The sequence below is a fragment of the Azospirillum sp. INR13 genome (assembly GCF_015390205.1).
Lineage (GTDB): Bacteria > Pseudomonadota > Alphaproteobacteria > Azospirillales > Azospirillaceae > Azospirillum.
In genome coordinates this window covers 88,793-106,348 of sequence record NZ_VUOI01000002.1, presented here as the reverse complement: position 1 = coordinate 106,348, position 17,556 = coordinate 88,793, and the positions used below count along the sequence as shown (strand labels likewise).

Below are 17,556 nucleotides of genomic sequence, written 5' to 3'. Positions count from 1 at the left end.
TGAAAACGAGTCCGATGACCTTGACCGGATCGATCCCCAGAAATCGCTTCGCGAGTATCGAGCCAATGCCGTCCGAGTACACGCAAGAAACCATCGCCCGACTGTATCGCTCCCTGTACTTCATCCGCCGGTTCGAGGAACGGGTCGCGGCGATCTACCCAAGCGACGCGATCAAGAGTCCGGTCCATCTTTCCATCGGGCAGGAATTCATCTCCGTCGCCGTCTGCGATATTCTGCGCGCCGACGACGTGGTGTCCGGCACCTACCGCGGCCACGCCGCCTATCTGGCCAAGGGCGGCGATCCCAAGGCGATGATGGCGGAGATGTATGGCAAGGCGACCGGCTGCTCTGCCGGGCGCGGCGGATCGATGCACCTGATCGACGCGAACGCCAACGTCATGGGCGCCTCGGCGGTCGTCGGCACCACGATTCCGATCGCCGCCGGCTACGCGCTCGCCATGAAGCGGCGGAAGACCGATCGCATCGTCGCCGCCTTCTTCGGCGACGGCGCCTCGGAAGAGGGCTGCTTCTACGAGACGCTGAACTTCGCGGCCCTGCACAAGCTGCCGATCCTGTTCGTCTGCGAGAACAATTTCTACGCCATCCACGAACCGCAATCGAAGCGCTGGGCCACCGACCGCTTCTGCGAGCGGGTCGCCACCTTCGGCATCGAGACGCGCAGGATCACGTCGGGCGACCTGTTCGAACTGCGCGACGCCGTCGCCGGGATGGTGGAAAAGCTGCGCCGCGGCGAAGGACCGGCGCTGATCGAATGCCACGCCTACCGCTGGCGCGAGCATGTCGGCCCCAACGAGGATTTCGACCAGGGCTATCGTCCGCGCGCCGAGGCGGAACGCTGGATGGAAATGGACCAGGTGCCGCATCTGGCCGCCATGCTGCCCGAAGCCGAGCGTGCCGCCATCGAGGCCGAGGCCGAGGCGGCGATCGATGCCGCCGTCGCCTTCGCCGAGCAGAGCCCCTTCCCCGAAGCCGAGGAGCTGTACCGTCATGTCTTCGCCTAACGGTGCCGCGCCCGCCGGCGCCACCCGCCAGCTTCGCTATGTCGATGCGCTCGCCGAGGCGGTCGCGCAGGAGATGCAGCGCGACGAGGACGTCTTCGTCTTCGGCCTGGACGTCGACGACCACAGGGCGATCCAGGGTTCGACCCGCGGCCTGCTGGAGCGCTTCGGGCCGGAACGGGTCTTCACCACCCCGCTTTCGGAAGACGCCATGACCGGCGTCGCCATCGGCGCCGCCATGGCCGGCATGCGGCCGATCCATGTCCACATCCGCATGGATTTCCTGCTGCTGTGCATGAACCAGCTCATCAACATGGCGGCCAAGGCCCATTACATGTACGGCGGTGCCGTGAAGGTGCCGATGGTCGCCCGCTCGATGATCGGCAAGTCCTGGGGCCAGGGCGCGCAGCATTCCCAGGGCCTGCATTCGATGTTCATGCATGTGCCGGGGCTGAAGGTGGTGGCGCCGTCCAACGCCTATGACGCCAAGGGCTGCATGATCGCGGCCATCCGCGACGACAACCCGGTCATCTTCATGGAGCACCGCCTGCTCTATCCGACCGAGGCGCCGGTGCCGGAGGCCCCCTACACGGTCGAGTTCGGCCGGGCGCGCCGCATGCTGGAAGGCGGCGACATCACCGTGGTCGGCGTGTCGAACATGGCGATCGAATGCCTGCGCGCCGCCGAACTGCTGCGCGAGGTGGACGTCGGCGTCGACCTGATCGACCCGATCACGCTGGTGCCGCTGGACATCGACACCATCGTCGACTCCGTGGCCCGCACCCGCCGGCTGCTGGTGGTCGACAACAGCTGGATCAACTGCGGTGCCAGTGCCGAGATCGCGTCGCAGGTGTCGGAGCGTCTGGGCGGGTCGGGGCCGCTGCTGGTCCGCCGCATGGGGTTCGCGCCTACCACCTGCCCGACCACGCCGGCGCTGGAACGGCATTTCTATCCCAACCCCTCGACCATCGCCGAGGCGGCCTATGCCATGGCCCGGCCGGGCGGTGCGGCCTGGAGCCCCGATCCGGAGCATGCCAGACTCGCCTATCAGGCGCAGTTCAAGGGCCCGTTCTGACCGGCACAATCCGACAGCCCCGGTCTGCCGGAGGCTGGTCCAAGTCCTGATCGCGGCGCACGGGCGGACATCCCGGCGCCGCCCAACTATCCGGGGATGATCCATGTTCTATGAGCTTGCCGCGCCGACCTGGGGCGAGGAAGAGGTTGAGGCGATCCAGCGCGTGGTGAAGAGCGGGCGCTTCACCATGGGCGAGAATGTCGCCGCCTTCGAGACCGCCTTCGCCAAGTATTTCGGCGCCAAGCATGCCGTGATGGTCAATTCCGGCTCTTCGGCCAATCTGGTCGCGGTGGCGGCCCTGTTCTACAAGAAGGAGCGCCCGCTCCAGCGTGGCGACGAGGTGATCGTCCCGGCGATCTCCTGGGCCACCACCTACCACCCGCTGCAGCAGTACGGCCTGAAGCTGAAGTTCATCGATGTCGAACTCGACACGCTGAACATGGACGTTTCCAAGCTGGAGCAGGCGCTGACGCCGCGCACCCGCGCGATCATGGCGGTGTCGATCCTGGGCAACCCGGCAGCACTCGACGTGATGCGCCGCTTCGCCGACGAGCATGGGCTCTATTTCATCGAGGACAACTGCGAATCGATGGATGCCGAGCTGGGCGGCAAGAAGACCGGCACCTTCGGCGACCTGAACACCTTCAGCTTCTTCTTCTCGCACCACATCTCGACCATGGAAGGCGGGATGGTGTTGACCGACGACCTGGAGCTTTACCATCTGGTCAAGGCGATGCGCGCCCATGGCTGGACCCGCGACCTGCCGCACGACACCCCGCTGTACCAGCGCGGCGGCAACGACCATTTCGAGGCCTACCGCTTCATCCTGCCCGGCTACAACGTCCGTCCGCTGGAGATGGAAGGCGCCGTCGGCCTGGAGCAGTTGAAGAAGCTTCCGGCCTTCACCCAGGCGCGCCGCAAGAACCTGGCCCTGTTCCAGTCGCTGTTCGCCGGGGATGAGCGATTCATCATCCAGCGCGAGAACGGCAAGAGCTCCTGCTTCAGCTTCACCATCATCCTGAACCCGAAGCGCCCCCAGGACCGCAAGGCGGTGTTCGCCGCCCTTACCGAGGCGGACATCGGCTTCCGCATCATCACCGGCGGCTGCTTCCTGCGCCACGACGTGATCAAGCACTACGACTACGAGGTGGTCGGCGGCGTGGAGAACGCCAATCTGGCGCATGACCAGGGCTTCTTCGTCGGCAACCATCCCTTCCCGCTGGACGAACAGATCACCCGCCTGCACAAGGTTCTGGACGCGGCCTGCCGCTGAACCGGCGGCCGTTCCGGTTGAAAGGCGCCCGTCGGCCGACGTGGCGCCTTTCTCCTTTTGAATGGGTGCAGTACTTACGGTTGCGCACATACATTCGCAGTGCTATAGGAAGTAAACATTTCCAGTTTCTTGCTCCAGGCACTGAAAACGATGAGCTTAGAATCCTTGGGAAAGATTGTCGTTCTTCATATTCCGAAGACAGCCGGCAGCTCCCTGACCTCCGTGATTTTCAACAACGAACCGGCATATGCTCTCTATCCGCGGCATCTTGTCTACCCACAGCAACGTCCTCTGATCAATCGCTCCGCGGATTATCTGAATAGCTTCATGATGTTCTCGGGGCATTATTACCTCGACGACATCGAGCGGTGGATCCCCGGCCGCAAGGCACTCATCACCTTCCTGCGGGATCCTCGGCGGCGGCTGCTGTCCCACTATTATTTCCTGCGTCATCTCGGCCGGACGGAACCGGACAGCGGCAATCTCCTTGCCCGGAAGGCCGCCGACCATGATCTTCTCGGTTTCCTGCGGGACGACGATCCCGAACTGGTGGCGGGTGTGACCGACAACCTGATGGCGCGCCATCTGACCGGCCCGGCCTGTTGGGACGACGCCGGACTCTTCCGTGCCGAAGCGCCGGAGATCGCCCGCATCGTGACCGAAAGGCTGCGTGGTTTCTTCATGGTCGGTTTCCAGGAGCGGATGGACCAGGACCTCGACCGGCTGTATGCCCGGCTCGGCAGACCCCGGCCATCGCACACTCCCGAGATTCACGCCCGCCACCGCCTCGGTGCGACCGGTGAGGGCGATCGCACGGACCGCCTGTCGCCGGAGATCGAAGCCGAGATCGAGCGGAGGACCCGGATCGACCGCATGATCTACGATTTCGCCCGAACCGCCTTCAGCGGGACCGCGGCCGACCACGCCCCCTGAGGTGGCCGACCTCGGCCATGGCGGTCAGGCCAAGCCGTCCGCCGCCAGAATGTGCTGCGCGAAGAAACGCCCCACCATCTCCTGCCCTTGGTCGGTCAGATGGATGGGGTCGAGGAACAGGGGCTGCCGGCTTGCCGGATCCTCGGGAAGCACGGCATTCACGTTGACGTGGCTGATCGCGGCCGGCCCGTCCTCCGGGGCCACTTGCAGCGACAGGATGTTGTCGAACGCGGCGCGGATCAGGAACCACTGGACAGCCTCGCGGGCGGTGGTCTCGTCGACCGAGGGTGCGCCGGCGCGGACCCGCGCGCTCCAGGCGTCGAGGTCCTGATGCAGCCGGAGCAGCGCTTCGTGGTGAACGGCGCGGTCTTCGGCGGCGAAGGTGGTCCAATAGGTGGGGAACGGATCCGCCTCCCGCGAAGACCAGCCGGGAAGATTGGCCCAGGGCTGTACGCTGACGATGTAGCGGGCGCGGCGGAAGCGGCTCAGGATCGCTTTCTGTGCTTCGATATAGGCTGCAAGGCAGCGCCCCAGCGCCGCCGCGGTCTCGCCGGCCGTGGCACGGCCGGACCGACGGGAAGAAAGGAACGACAAGCCCCTGCGCCGCAAAGGCAGCGGCGGCGGCAGCGGTCCCCAGAGGCGGGCACCGTCCACCGACCGGTTGGAGCCGTCCGGCCAAACCAGCGGTGAAATACCGGGCGGCGTGGCGGACGAAGGGCCGGGTTGCAACGCCGCCATGGCGTCGTGGGCGCCGTTCAGCACCACGACCCAATCGGGATCGAAGGGCTTTCCCCACAACTCAAGCCCGATGGCCTGCTGATAAGCCGACCAGCCCGTCATGCCCAGATTGATGACACGATAATGCCATTTGGTCTGCAGGTCGTTGAGGAAACGCTCCATCTGGCCGGCGATGGTCCGGCGGTTGCCGGACGCCCCTACCCCATGAACCGTCGAACCGCCGGTCAACAGCACGATGCGGTCGCCGGGCAGCTTGCCGTAGGTCTCCACGAAGGTCGGGGATGCCGGCGTCTCATAGTCGAAATAGGACAGGAAGCCCAGCGGGTCGCTGCGCAGCGCGGTGGGCGTGGTCCGCCCGTCGATCCGGCTGCACCAAGCCGTCTCGTCACCGAACCTGCAGGTCCATAGGACATATGGGTGCGCAATGACGTCGAGCGCGGAGGGCTTGGCAAGGAACATGGCAAAATCCGGTAGATGACGCGGCCCGGCTCAGGCGAAGTCGATGTAGAAGGACAGATACTCTTCAAGCGTCAGGTTGCGGAACGTATCGAAAGCGTAGCGGGACTCGGGCGTGACGTAGGTCAGGCCGAAATGACGGATGACCGACGGATGGATCGGCATCTGCGGCGAGACCAGATGGAACAGCCCCCTATGGGCGAAGGGGCCGAGCGGTGCACAGCCCAGGCGGCCGAGTATCTGGTCGGCCATGTGGATCAGGGTCGGGTTGCCGACATGGTTCATCGTCAGGAAGGCCGGCTGGCGGCGAAACTCCGATGCGACGAAGTCCAACACCTTGACGTCGGTGTTCTCCTCCTTCACCGCCTGGATCTCGATGCTCTTCTCGAGCAGCGCATCCAGCCCTATTTCGTCGGAAACATCCATGTCCAGATAGCGGCGGATGATCTCCTCCTTGGGCAGCCCCTGCCGCATCATGCGCAGGACCACGCCGTCGCCATAAGGGTAGTGGGCGGGTGCGCCGTGCGGGAAGAGCGCGCGGTCCGGAGCGTCGTTGCGCGGATCGTAGACGTGGAACGGCCACAGCGGCGGGAAGATCGGATAGGGGATGGAGATGCGCTGGACATGGGCCGGCACCCGGGCAAGCAGCTCGTGATAGCCTTGCTCGTTCCCCCAGTCGGCCCAGCCGGGCGTGTGGTAGATGAACACCGACGCGGCATTCAGCTCCTCGTCGCCGATGGCGAAATCCGACATGAACTGCTGGTGCCGGTGCGTTCTGTACGCCTGCAGCCGGTAGCGCTGCCGGAATTCCTCCGACATCGACAGGAGATATTGCAGGCCGAAGGTGATGCAGGTCCCCACCATCAGGCAAAGCTGGCGGGAATCGGGAGTCTCACCGCTCATGGACGACCATCCTTCGTTATTCGGCCGTTAGGCTGCTTGCAGTTTGGAGGCGATCAGACGGGCGAGTTCGCCGACATCGGCCAGCCGGTCGGCCTCGCCCGGCGCGATGCGAATGCCGAACTGCCGTTCGATGGACAGCAGGAGGCGGACATGCGACAGGGAATCCCAGCCGTCCACATCGGCGGCGGTGTCCGTTTCGGCCACCTCCAGCCCATCGTCGAAGAAGGCCCGCCGGAAAACCTCCTGCAGCCGCGCCATGACGTCCGTGGCCAAATCCGCTTTTTCCATTTCCGCCATGCTCCGTTGACTATGCGCAGCCCGTCTTTTTCACGACGTTGCCGCGGCGGGAGATCTTCCGCAGGTGCCTTCCTGCCGGGCACGATAGCGCGCGGCGTTCTCGCTGCGCGACATCTTCCCGCTGCTGGTCTTGATCAGCCATTGCGACGGTACGAAATCGACCCGGACCGCCGTCAGTCCCAACGCATCCGATGCCGCCTGCCGGACCCGCCGCCGCAAAGCGCGATGCTCCTCCTCGGGCAGATCCGTCTCGGCCAGGATCAGGACCTGCTCGCTGCCGACCTCGGGATTATGCTCGGGCAGGGCCACCGCCCGGCCGGGCCGCAGTCCGGGAACCGCCGATACCGCCATCTCGATGTCGAAGGCATGGTGGTTGCGGCCGTTGACGATGATGACGTCCTTGCAGCGGCCGGTGACGTAGAGGTGCCCGTCATGCAGGAAACCCAGGTCGCCGGTGGCGAACCAGCCGTCCGGCAGTGCCGCGGCGGTCGCCTGAAGATTGCCGAGATAGCCGGCGAACAGGCAGGGGCCGGCAAGATGGATCTCCCCGACCGCACCGTCGGGACGGATTTCTCCGCTCGCGGAATCGACGATGCGGATGGAGAAGCCCGGCAGCGCCGTCCCGCAGGACAGAAGGTTTTCCGGTTCCACCTGGGGATCCGCCTGGGGATCCGCCTGGGGATCCGCCTGGGGATCCGCCTGGGGAGCTGACGTCCCGGCCGGCACTTCGATGGCCACACCCGCCGTCCGCAGGGCATGACGGTCCACCGTCAGCCGCCGCACGGGGACGCCGGGAGCGGATTGCGTCACGGCGAACACCGCCTCGGCCATGGCATAGCTCGTCGCCAGCATATGAGGGCCGATCCCCATGGTGCCGAACCGCTCGACGAAGCGGTCAAAGGCGACGGGCTTGCACGGCTCGGAGCAGCTGACGAAGGCCTCCATGCTGCCAAGATCCCAGGAACGTTCGGGCGGCACCGTCTGGCACAGGTGGAGGAAGGCGAAGTTCGGCATCCAGCAATGTGTGGCCCGATGGCGCTCGATCATGTCGAACAAAAGCCAGGGAGAGCGCACCCACACCATCGGGTCCATGCACACCACCGGCACGCCCAGCGCAAGCGGCAGGACGAAGGTCGCGAGCAACCCCATGTCGTGATAGAGCGGAAGCCAACTGGCAATGGTGTGGCGCCTGCCGTCGAGCCTGAGCGCCGCCTGGAAGGCCGTCAGCTGCGCCACCACCATGTCGTGGCGGATCAGCGTGCCCTTGCGCATCCCCGTGGTGCCGGAGCTGAACTGCAGGAAGGCGGTTTCCTCCGGCCGGGCCGCAGGCCAGAAGGCATCAGGATCGACCTGATCGGAATTGGCTCGATCGCCTCCGAAGGAACCGCACACCGTCTCCGCCCGGACGACCGGGCAGGGGGTATCGGGAAGCTGGCCGTGCGTCGCCCCGGCGACCACGACCGCCGCGGGACCCACCTGCCGGAACAGTTCCCTCAGGGTCGCCCGGTGATGGTCGGGATTCTGCTTGTCCGTCAGCGGGGCGAGAATGGCAGGCACCAGTCCCGCCATCATCGCGCCCAGGAAGGCGGCGATCTGGTCGGGACCGGAGGGAAGCAGGACGAACAGCACGCCCTGCCGCGGCAGTCCAGCCGCGCGGAAGGCATCACCGAAGGCCGATGCGCGCGTGAAGAGAGCGGCGCGCGTCAGGCTGTCGACCGTGCCATCGGCCTCGACGAAGGTGAAGGCCGGCAGTCCGCCTCCGACGGCATCGTCACCCCCATTGCCGGCCGGCCAGTTCCCGGCCAGCCAGTCGTTGAGGGTGCGTCGATCATCAACCGGAGGCCATGCGTTCATGCTGCGGATGTGGGAACAGGTTCTGATGGTCGGAGAACGCGCATATGAGGGCGCGAGAACGCCGATCTTAATACGGATTTACTTCGCTCAAGGCGAGAATGAAATCGGCGGGACACCCACCGGGGCGGCTTTGTGCGGGAGATCGGAATGCTGCCGGTTCACGCCGTCCATAGCCTGCAGACGCGACAGGATGTCCTCGACATAGGTTGCGGCCTGTTGCCGCACCGCCTGCAGCAGCCGCGGGTCGGCACCGTCATGGAAGACCATGGGCATGCGCACGGAATGGCGGTGGTAGGTGTCGGCATTCGCCCGTGCCCAGCGGGCGACGCGCTGCGGATCGGCCGGCCGGTCGGCGATGAAGTCCCGCTTGCCGCTGTCGGAAACCTCCACCATCAGGAAATCGTCGCTGTCGCCGATCACCATCCGGTCGTCGGGGCAGGGCACGGCATGACCGACGAAGTCGCCGTCGATGGTGGTCAGGAAGCCGTCGGCCCGGCGGACCGGATGGACGAACAGCGGGAAGAGGTGCCAGCAATGGGTCAGGCAGCCGTCAGCCCCCAGTCTCCAGCGCAGGAAGGACGGATGGGCGGTGAAGTTCGGGGCGTCGACGAATTGGCTTTCGGTCACCGGATGGAGATGGTCCAGCGCCAGGCGCATCAGCGGGCGGGGCGGGATCGACAGGACGCCGCCACGCCGGGACGCCCGCGGCGAGGCGGCGAGCGCCGGCAGGACACCGTCGCGGGCCGCCGAGATTCCCTGCATCAGGATCGCCCGCCGCCCCTCCGCGATCCCCGGCAGCAGCGAGCGGAAGCTGCCGTCGGCGTAGATGCTGTCGGGCATGACGAAGGCGATCCCGGCGTCGCGCGCATGGGCCATCGCGACGAGATGGCGATGGCAGGCCGACATCACGTCGTATTTGTGGGCGGTGGCGATCTCGCCGGCGTCCATCAGCACGTAATCGACGGCGAGCGGCGCGATGTCGGCGTAATGCCGGTACAGGCGCTCGTTGATCGACGCATGGCCGCTGCGGTCGGTGTAGATCAGCAGGACGACCCGATGCCGCGCCGCCAGGGCCGGCAGATTGCCGGGGGCGAGAAGGCTGGGGAGGGCGTGGTCGAGAAAAAAGCGGACGTAAGCCCCGCCCCACACCACGGTGGAAACATAGATCCGCATCGCTACCCTGACTGCGTTCCGGTTCGGCCGTTTCCCGGTCGCGGGTTGCTCCGGGTGGAAGGTTTGGGATATTAGGGTTGCCGCATCCCGCGGCACAAGCGATGACGCTCCCCCGCCCGCGGGAGCCCTTCCTCCTGCCGGCCGGCCCCTTCGGCCGCGGCACCGTATCATGACAGGACGAGCCATGGCGAAGACGTGCAGCATGTGCGGTTCCGCGGCGCTGGAGACGGCGATCGATCCCGGCGCGATGCCGCTCACCCGCATCCGCACCGCGCCGGGCCGGGACTCCGAGCCCCGCTACCCGATGGCGACCCTGCTGTGCCCGGTTTGCGGATTGCTGCAACTCGCCGATCCGCTGCCGCCGGAGGTGCTGTATGTCGAAACCGACGTGCTGACCACCACCCACCAGATCCAGGACAATGTTCCCGACGAGATATCGACCGTCCTGAACTTCACCGACGCCCGCTCCGTTCTGGAGATCGCCTGCAACGACGGGCGCTTCCTCGATGCGCTGACCCGTGCCGGGGTCGAGCTGGTGGTGGGGGTGGAGCCCAGCCGGCAAGCTTCGGCGGCGGCGGCGGCGGCTGGCTTCACCGTCCATCCCTGCCTGTTCGACGGCCCGGCGGCGCGGCGGATCGCCGGGGAGCATGGTCGCTTCGAGACGGTGGTCGCGCGCCAGCTTCTGGAGCACATCGCCGACCTCGACGGGTTCTTCGACGCGATCGAGCAGGTCATCGAGGAGCGGGGCTTCGTGTTCTTCGAGATCCCCGCGGTGCGCGAACCGGTCGCCATGGGCGACCTGTCGGTGCTGTGGGAGGAGCATGTCAATTACTTCGTGCCGGAGACCATCCAGGCCCTGCTGGAGCGCCAGGGCTACGAGGTGGTGGCCGAACGGATCTACAACCGCGGCGGCGGAACCTATCTGGTGGTCGGCCGGCGCACCGGCCGCGGCCGCGATCCCGCCCATGTCTGGCCCTCCCCCGCCCGTTTCCTGGCGGAGGCGCGGGCCTTTGCCGGCCGGGTGGCCGAATACCGGGCGCTGATGCACGACACGCTGGGGCGCGCCCGGGCGAACGGATGGACCATCGTCCTGTATGGCGCCGGGCATCGCGGCTGCACCGTCGTCGACGGGCTGGGCATCGGAGACCTCATCGACCAAGTGATCGACGACCGGCCGCAGGTGGCGGGCGGCTATCTTCCGGGTACGGATTTGCAGATCCGCGGGCGCGCCGTGCTGGCGGAACTGGCGAAGCGGGGGGCGGAGCGGGGCGGTTTCCTGGTCCTGCTGGCGGTCAGCAACGAGAACGAGGTGAAGGTGAAGCGGGCGCTGCGGGCCATGGGACTTGTCGCACGGAGCGGCGATCCTGCACGGCTGGCCTTCGCCTCCATCCTGTCGCCGCGTGACATTCACGGTGAACTGGCAGCGGTGCGCGACATGTTGTCTCGGTAGAAGGCGGCAGGCATCGGGAACCTCAACTTGCGAGCGTCCCGCATCCCGATGTATTAGGATATACCCGGCCGATCCGCATACATCATCCTACGGCGTAGGCCGGCCGAAACGGTACAGCCCCAGGACGTCAAATGGCGCAGATTTACAGCAACCTCAAGTTCCTGCGCTATGGAGACCGCCTGCAGGCCCTGCGCGATGGGCGGGTGGTCGCACCGGTGCACATCCGCATAAAGCCGATCAACCGCTGCAATCACAAATGCTGGTACTGCGCCTACCGGGCCGACAATCTTCAGCTCGGCGAGGACATGGACCTGAACAGCGCCATTCCGACCGCCAAGATGTTCGAGATCGTCGAGGACATCGTCGACATGGGGGTGAAGGCGGTCACCTTCACCGGCGGCGGCGAACCCCTGCTGTACAAGCCCCTGCCCGAGGTGATCGAGCGGCTGGCCGGCGGCGGGGTGCGGATCGGCTGCCTATCCAACGGCGCCAACCTGAAGGGGCGGATGGCCGACGCCTTCGCCAGCCACGGCACCTGGATCCGGATTTCGATCGACGCCTGGGACGACGCCAGCTACAGCCGCAGCCGCGGCGCACCGGAAGGCGCCTTTACGCGCCTGCTCGACCAGATGCGGGCCTTTCAGCAGCGCGGCTCCTCCTGCGTGCTGGGCGTCAGCTTCATCGTCGGCAAGGAGAATTGCGAACATATCCTCGATGTCTGCGGCATGCTGAAGGATGTGGGCGTCAACCACGTCAAGCTGGCCGGCGTCGTCGTGTCCAATTCCGGGCGGGAGAACAACGACTACCACCGTCCGATCCTGTCGACGGTCGCCGACCAGATCGCCCGTGCCCGCGAACTGGAGGACGGCAGCTTCCACATCGTCAACCACTATCACGAGCTGTCGGACCGCTTCGACAAGGAGTACACGTCCTGTCCGTTCCTGCAGTTCCTGACGGTGATCGGCGCCGACGGCAACGTCTATACCTGCCAGGACAAGGCCTATAACGCCGACGGCCTTCTGGGGTCGATCTCCGACCGCCGCTTCAAGGATTTCTGGCTGTCCGACGAGAACCGCGACCGGCTCCGGTCGCACGACCCGTCGCAGCTGTGCCAGCACAATTGCGTCCAGCATGCCAAGAACCTGATCCTCCACGACCTGCTGTCCGTCGATCAGGATCACGCCGTTTTCGTCTGATGGAAGGGAATGTGCGATGGCCAACGGGTTGGGTATGCCGCGCCGGGTGTCACGCCGCCGCGCCTCGGACAAGATCAGCGACATTCCCGATGTGCTCAGCGCCTTCGATGAACTCCAGGGCGGACCGCAGGGCGGCGACCGGATGCCGGCCGTCTGCTTCGGCGCCTTCGATACCCTTAGCATCGACCATATGCGGACCCTGGACGAAATCGCCGTCCGTCATGGCGCGGTGGCGGTGGCCCTGATCCGGACCGACAGGAATCCCGACGGCTTTGCCGGCGGACACGACGACCGTGCCGTCCGGGTTGCCGCCTTGCAGGCCGTCGACTTCGTCGTCACGACGGATGCCGTTGCCGGCAACTGGTCTACGGTGGCGTCCCGCCTGTTCGGAGGAAGCAAGGCGCGAATCTTCGGCATCGACCTGGCGGTTCCGAATACCGCACCACAACCGGAAGCATCCGCCAGCTTGCCCCGGAAGGCGCCAAGCCCGCCAACCCCGTCACCGCAGGTCCACGCCGAAGCGGCAGCACTGCACCGCCGCGCCTTTCAGGCGGTCGAACGGGGCGAATTCGGGGAGGCGGTGCAGCATATGGGAGCAGCTCTGCGCCTGTTGCCGCTGGAGCCGGCCTTTCACCAGGATCTGGCGCGTATCGCCTTCCACGCAGGACGGCCGGCTCTGACCGCCGTGTCGGCATGCTCCGGACTTGCCCTCGTGCCCGCCAACGAAAGCCTCCATCATCTGCGGGGACTCGCACTGATGGCCGACGGGATGTTCGAGGATGCCCTGTCCTGCCTGGAGCGGGCCACGCTCCTGCGGCCGGAGGTCGCAACCTTCCATATCGATCTCGCCAACGCCCTGCGCAGTGCCGGGCGTCTGGATGAGGCGGTGTCGCGGGCCCGCCATGCCGTCCGGCTGGCGCCGGAGGACCGGGCTGCGCATCATGCGTTGGGATTGTGCCTGGGCCGTCGCGGCGACCATGCGGAGGCGGCGGAGTGCTTCGCCACCACGGTCCGGCTCGATCCGGCCGGAGACGGGCTGCATCACTTCATGGAGGCGACCTATCTCGACGCCATGGCGACGGGCGGCGAGACGGAGGGGAGCGGCGCACCTTGGCGCCACAACGATGCCCGGGTCGTCCGCCGCACGGTCGGAGGGGTGCTGGCTGTCTGCTGCTTCGACCTGATCACCCGCTCCCGCACCGATGCGGAGAGCGACGGCACGCGCGACATCGACGGCACGGTTCTGGCCGGTCACCTCACCGCCGCCGCCGCCCAGTTGCAGGATGATCCGGCATGGCAGGGGGCTGCGCCGCTGCTGCAGGCTTTCGCCGCCGCGTTGCGGGACGATGTCGGGAAGGCGGCCTCGCACTTCGAAAGCTGGCTGCGCACGGACGACACCTGCCATGTGCGGATCCTCGGCCCCTTCCCGGCCAGCCGCGAACGGGATGAAGCACCGCAAGCCGGCCCGGAACAAAGCGGTCCCGGGGACTCCCGGCAGGACGTCACCCATATCGAACTCTCCGTCGAGGATGCCACCTTCCCGCTTCGGGAGCGGGTGGTGATGCTCCTGCAGTTAGTCGAACGGCTGCTTCCGTCGGCCTGCCCCGCGCGGGCCGGAACGGCCGGGAACCCCAGTCTAGCCCTGTGCCGATCGGTGCTCGTCGCGCTGGACCGCCGATGCGACCGAATGGGACGTCCGAGTTGGATCGCCCTGCCACTGGACGCGCTTCAAAGCCAACTTCCGCCTGCCAAGCCACATAAGTCCCCGCGCGATGCCTCGCGCAAACTTGCCCACGCCTGATGCACTGCCGACTCCGATCACTCTCCCAGGTTTGAGGAAGCTATCGGATTTCAAGCCTGAACCTTGATGGGGTGACCGGGTTTCATTGCCTGGGTTCCGTCTAAAAAGATATATTCCATTCAGAATTGCCGCCGCATCGAAGGTGCCCAATGCTCGTCTCCGACACCACAACCGTGACCGATCGGCTTCCCGGCTGGGCAAGGCACACGTTCATCAGGCACGACAGCCTCGCCGCCATCGCCAGCAGTGACATGGCGCAGGCCCGCAAGCTGCTGCACGAGGCGGTCGACGCGAACCCAGACGATGCGACCGCCCATCTGGGGCTGGCCTGGGTGCTGAAGGAGCAGGGCGAGGTCGACGCGGCCCTGTCGCACGCGGAACGGGCGGCGGCCCTGACGGAAGGGGATTTCGAAGGCTGGCAGTTGCTGTCCGAACTGCTGCGGGCCAAGATGCAGCGCATCGACCGCCGCCTGGTGCAGGCCCAGGCGGCTTTGAGCCAGGCCAAGACCAGGATCGCCCACGACGAGCAGCAGAACTCCGATCTCGGCTATCGGCACGAATTGCTGGGCTATACCCGCGACTACATCAGCGGCTTCATCAACGTCTCGCAGGTCCTGCCCGTCCACATCTCCTCGGCCGATGGCGCGCTGACCCCGCGACAGGTGATGCACGACGATTTCGAAGGACCGGCCGCGGATCTCGAGAGCCGGAGCCTCCATGCCGAAGCCTCCCTCCTGCGTGCGCTGGACCGCGGCATCCGCATCGATCCCTACGAGGCCGCCCTGCTGTTCTTCACCTGGCTGTACGAGGCCAGCCCCACCTCGACCCTGTCGGTGGTCGATGTCAGCGACGCCTTTCTCGGCCGTCCGCGGCACGAGGCCGCCGACCACCGCCTGACCCTCATCCTCGGCGGCGAAGCGGTCGGCACGATCGAATCCCGCGTCCAGGCGCTGTTCCAACTCGCCAACGCCTGTACGCGGCTGCATTCGCTGATGGCCAGCGGGACCATGAACCGCGTCCTGGCGGTGGCGGAAGGGATCACGATGGCGCTCGCCCGCCATTGCGCCGCCACCGGCACGCCGGACCGGGTCATGGGCCTGATCGACCATGTGATGGGTCTGATCGGCTGGACCTCGGGTGGCCGCACCTTCCACCTGCGCACGGTCAAGCACTGCGTCGAACTCGTCGCCCGGGGCGAACCGATCCCGCCGCATCTGCGCAAGTTCGTCTGCAAGGATGACGACAGCTATCTGAAGGAGCGCTTCTGCGAGCATCCCTTCACCCGCTTCGACATGATGCACGGGTCGCACGGCAACCTGCCGGTCCAGGTCTGCTGCTCCCATTGGCTGCCGACGGTGATCGGCGACCTGCGCAGCGGGGCGGAGGCGGTGCTCAACTCTCCCGTGGTCCAGGACATCCGCCGCAGCATGATGGATGGCAGTTTCAAGTACTGCGATCATCTGAACTGCCAGACGATGTGCAACAACGCCCTGCCCAAGAAGGTGGATCTCAAGGATCCCGAACTACGGCATGCCATCGACACCGGCGACGTGACCGTCACCCGCACCCGCGACATCCTGTTCGGCATCGACGAGACCTGCAACCTGTCCTGCCCATCCTGCCGGACGTCGGTCTATGCGGCTTCCAAGGACCGGCAGAAGGCGCTGATCGAAGTGGTGGAACAGACCATCCTGCCGCTTCTGGACCGCGCCGACTCCATCATGATCAACCCGGCCGGCGAGGTGTTCGCCAGTGCGCCGGCACGCCGCGTCCTGGATTACATCAGCGACGAGACCTGTCCGGACCTGAAGGTGCGGATCATCAGCAACGGCACCCGCTTTTCGGAAGATGAGTGGAACAGGTTCCCGGGCATCCACAACAAGACCGAATATGTCCGGGTCTCGCTGGACGGCACCACCAAGGAAACCTTCGAAAAACTGCGGCGCGGCGCCTATTACGAGGAAACCTGGAACAACCTGGCCTTCCTGTCGCGGCTGCGCAAGCAGGGAACGATCCAGGCCCTTCTGCTGTCCTACACCTACCAGCTCGACAACTTCCATGAGATGCCGGCCTTCGTGCAGATGGGCATCGATCTGGGCGCCGACGCCCTGCTGTTCGAGCGGCTGATGAACATGGGCGCCTTCACCTCGCAGGAATACGAGGAACGGGCCGTTCACATGCTGACCCACCCCCGCTACCACGAGTTCGAGGAGGTGCTGCGCAACCCGCTGATGCGGCGCACGATCGTGAGGGGCGATCTCGCCTGGCTGCGGACCGCCGCCATCGACGAGGGACATGGGGAGGCCGAACGTCCGGACGGCACCGTCGTCTGGTCGGTCGATGTCCTGGCCAAATCCGGCGAGGGGCAAGTCGACCGGGTCTCCCTGGAGCGCGTGCCCGGCCCCGGCCCGCGGGGAGAGGCCGAAACCTCCCTGATGGCGGAGGACGGCCATTTCGGCAACCATCGGATCGAGTTCATCCTGGAAGGCATCCTGCCGGAGCGGGTCCACACCGTCGAAAGCCGGGTCAAGCCGCAGGGACGCGGCGCCGTGATGCTGGAAATGCGCGACGGCGATGCCGTCAAATACGGCGTCGCCGTCTTCGACCTGTTGACCGGGACGCTGCGCGACAGCCGCGGCGACATCCTGGACGCCCGCATCACGCCCGGCGCCGACGGCTGGTTCCATGTCTGGGCCGCAATGCCCTTCGATCGCGCGCGTGCCGTCTTCAACTTCGCCCTGGTCAATCCCGAAGGCACCCATGTCTATCAAGGCGACGGCGGCAGCGGCATTCTGATGGCCAATCTCGCCCTGACGCAGGGATTGCCGGATGGGGTCGTCATCGGTGGCGAGGAGCGCCCCGACGGTACGGTCGTCTGGAGCGCCGATGACGGCATCGCCGCCGGCGTCGGCGTGATCGAGCAGGTTGCCGCCCGTCGTGTCGCCCTTCCCGGCCCCCTGGGACAGGAAAGCTGCGCCCTGCTGACCGAGGATGCCGATCACGCGCAGCACCGGATTCACTTCGATCTGGGCGATGCCCTGCCGAAACGGCTCCATACCCTCGCCTTCTGGGCCAAGCCGCAGGGACGCAACGCCCTGAGGCTGGAGATTCAGGACGGAGCCACCTCCCGCTACGGTGTCGCTTTCTTCGATCTGTCGGCGGGAGCGGTACTCCGCACCACCGGTGACGTGGCGCAGACCGGCGTCATTCCCGGACCGGCCGGCTGGGTGCGCATCTGGGCGGCGATGCCGATCGACGACAAGCGGATCGTCTTCAACCTCGCCCTGGTCAATGAAGAGGGGACGCACCTCTACACGGGCAACGGCCAGGGGGGTGTCCTGCTGTCCCGCGCCGACGTCACCCAAGGAGCCGCACCGGCGGCATGAGC

Annotated in this window: 13 protein-coding genes; 8 read left to right on the top strand and 5 right to left on the bottom strand. The window is 66.3% G+C overall.

Annotated elements, in window-relative coordinates:
- Positions 1–65: 65 nt before the first annotated feature.
- From F1643_RS02275 to F1643_RS02260, 4 genes are all read left to right on the top strand, one after another.
- Positions 66–1,022 (top strand): thiamine pyrophosphate-dependent dehydrogenase E1 component subunit alpha, encoded by a 957-nt coding sequence (locus F1643_RS02275; protein WP_194910343.1) that lies wholly within the window; start codon positions 66–68, stop codon positions 1,020–1,022.
- Positions 1,009–2,094 carry an alpha-ketoacid dehydrogenase subunit beta gene (locus F1643_RS02270; protein ID WP_194910341.1) on the top strand — a complete coding sequence of 362 codons (1,086 nt, stop codon included), beginning with the start codon at positions 1,009–1,011 and terminating at the stop codon, positions 2,092–2,094. Before F1643_RS02275 ends, F1643_RS02270 begins: the two co-directional genes overlap by 14 nt.
- A gap of 103 nt (positions 2,095–2,197) precedes the next feature.
- Positions 2,198–3,367 (top strand): DegT/DnrJ/EryC1/StrS aminotransferase family protein, encoded by a 1,170-nt coding sequence (locus F1643_RS02265; protein ID WP_194910339.1) that lies wholly within the window; start codon positions 2,198–2,200, stop codon positions 3,365–3,367.
- Positions 3,368–3,496: 129 nt separating this feature from the next.
- Complete coding sequence (locus tag F1643_RS02260) at positions 3,497–4,300, top strand: sulfotransferase family 2 domain-containing protein (RefSeq protein ID WP_194910338.1); 804 nt, start codon at positions 3,497–3,499, stop codon at positions 4,298–4,300.
- Positions 4,301–4,324: 24 nt separating this feature from the next.
- Here the strand turns inward: F1643_RS02260 and F1643_RS02255 are convergent, their stop codons facing one another.
- The 5 genes from F1643_RS02255 to F1643_RS02235 form a co-directional block, all read right to left on the bottom strand.
- Entirely contained in the window at positions 4,325–5,497 is a 1,173-nt protein-coding gene (locus tag F1643_RS02255; RefSeq protein ID WP_194910335.1) for an SGNH/GDSL hydrolase family protein, read from the bottom strand.
- Between the two features lie 30 nt (positions 5,498–5,527).
- The gene (locus F1643_RS02250) at positions 5,528–6,397 is read right to left on the bottom strand and encodes a WcbI family polysaccharide biosynthesis putative acetyltransferase (protein WP_194910334.1); all 870 of its coding nucleotides are present in this window, start codon (positions 6,395–6,397) and stop codon (positions 5,528–5,530) included.
- Between the two features lie 27 nt (positions 6,398–6,424).
- Complete coding sequence (locus F1643_RS02245; protein ID WP_206692257.1) at positions 6,425–6,670, bottom strand: acyl carrier protein; 246 nt, start codon at positions 6,668–6,670, stop codon at positions 6,425–6,427.
- A gap of 54 nt (positions 6,671–6,724) precedes the next feature.
- A complete protein-coding gene (locus F1643_RS02240) occupies positions 6,725–8,548 on the bottom strand; it encodes an AMP-binding protein (protein ID WP_194910330.1) in 1,824 nt (607 codons plus the stop codon).
- Between the two features lie 87 nt (positions 8,549–8,635).
- Entirely contained in the window at positions 8,636–9,721 is a 1,086-nt protein-coding gene (locus F1643_RS02235) for a hypothetical protein (protein ID WP_194910322.1), read from the bottom strand.
- 184 nt (positions 9,722–9,905) lie between these two features.
- Here F1643_RS02235 and F1643_RS02230 point away from each other — a divergent pair, with 184 nt between their 5' ends.
- The 4 genes from F1643_RS02230 (at position 9,906) to F1643_RS02215 (ending at position 17,554) form a co-directional block, all read left to right on the top strand.
- Positions 9,906–11,171, top strand: a complete 1,266-nt coding sequence (locus F1643_RS02230; RefSeq protein ID WP_194910321.1) for a class I SAM-dependent methyltransferase — start codon at positions 9,906–9,908, stop codon at positions 11,169–11,171.
- Positions 11,172–11,302: 131 nt separating this feature from the next.
- Positions 11,303–12,367 carry a radical SAM protein gene (locus tag F1643_RS02225; RefSeq protein ID WP_194910320.1) on the top strand — a complete coding sequence of 355 codons (1,065 nt, stop codon included), beginning with the start codon at positions 11,303–11,305 and terminating at the stop codon, positions 12,365–12,367.
- A gap of 16 nt (positions 12,368–12,383) precedes the next feature.
- Positions 12,384–14,168: a tetratricopeptide repeat protein gene (locus tag F1643_RS02220; protein WP_194910313.1), complete on the top strand. Its 1,785-nt coding sequence runs from the start codon at positions 12,384–12,386 to the stop codon at positions 14,166–14,168.
- Between the two features lie 149 nt (positions 14,169–14,317).
- Positions 14,318–17,554: a tetratricopeptide repeat protein gene (locus F1643_RS02215; protein ID WP_194910311.1), complete on the top strand. Its 3,237-nt coding sequence runs from the start codon at positions 14,318–14,320 to the stop codon at positions 17,552–17,554.
- Positions 17,555–17,556 lie beyond the last annotated feature (2 nt).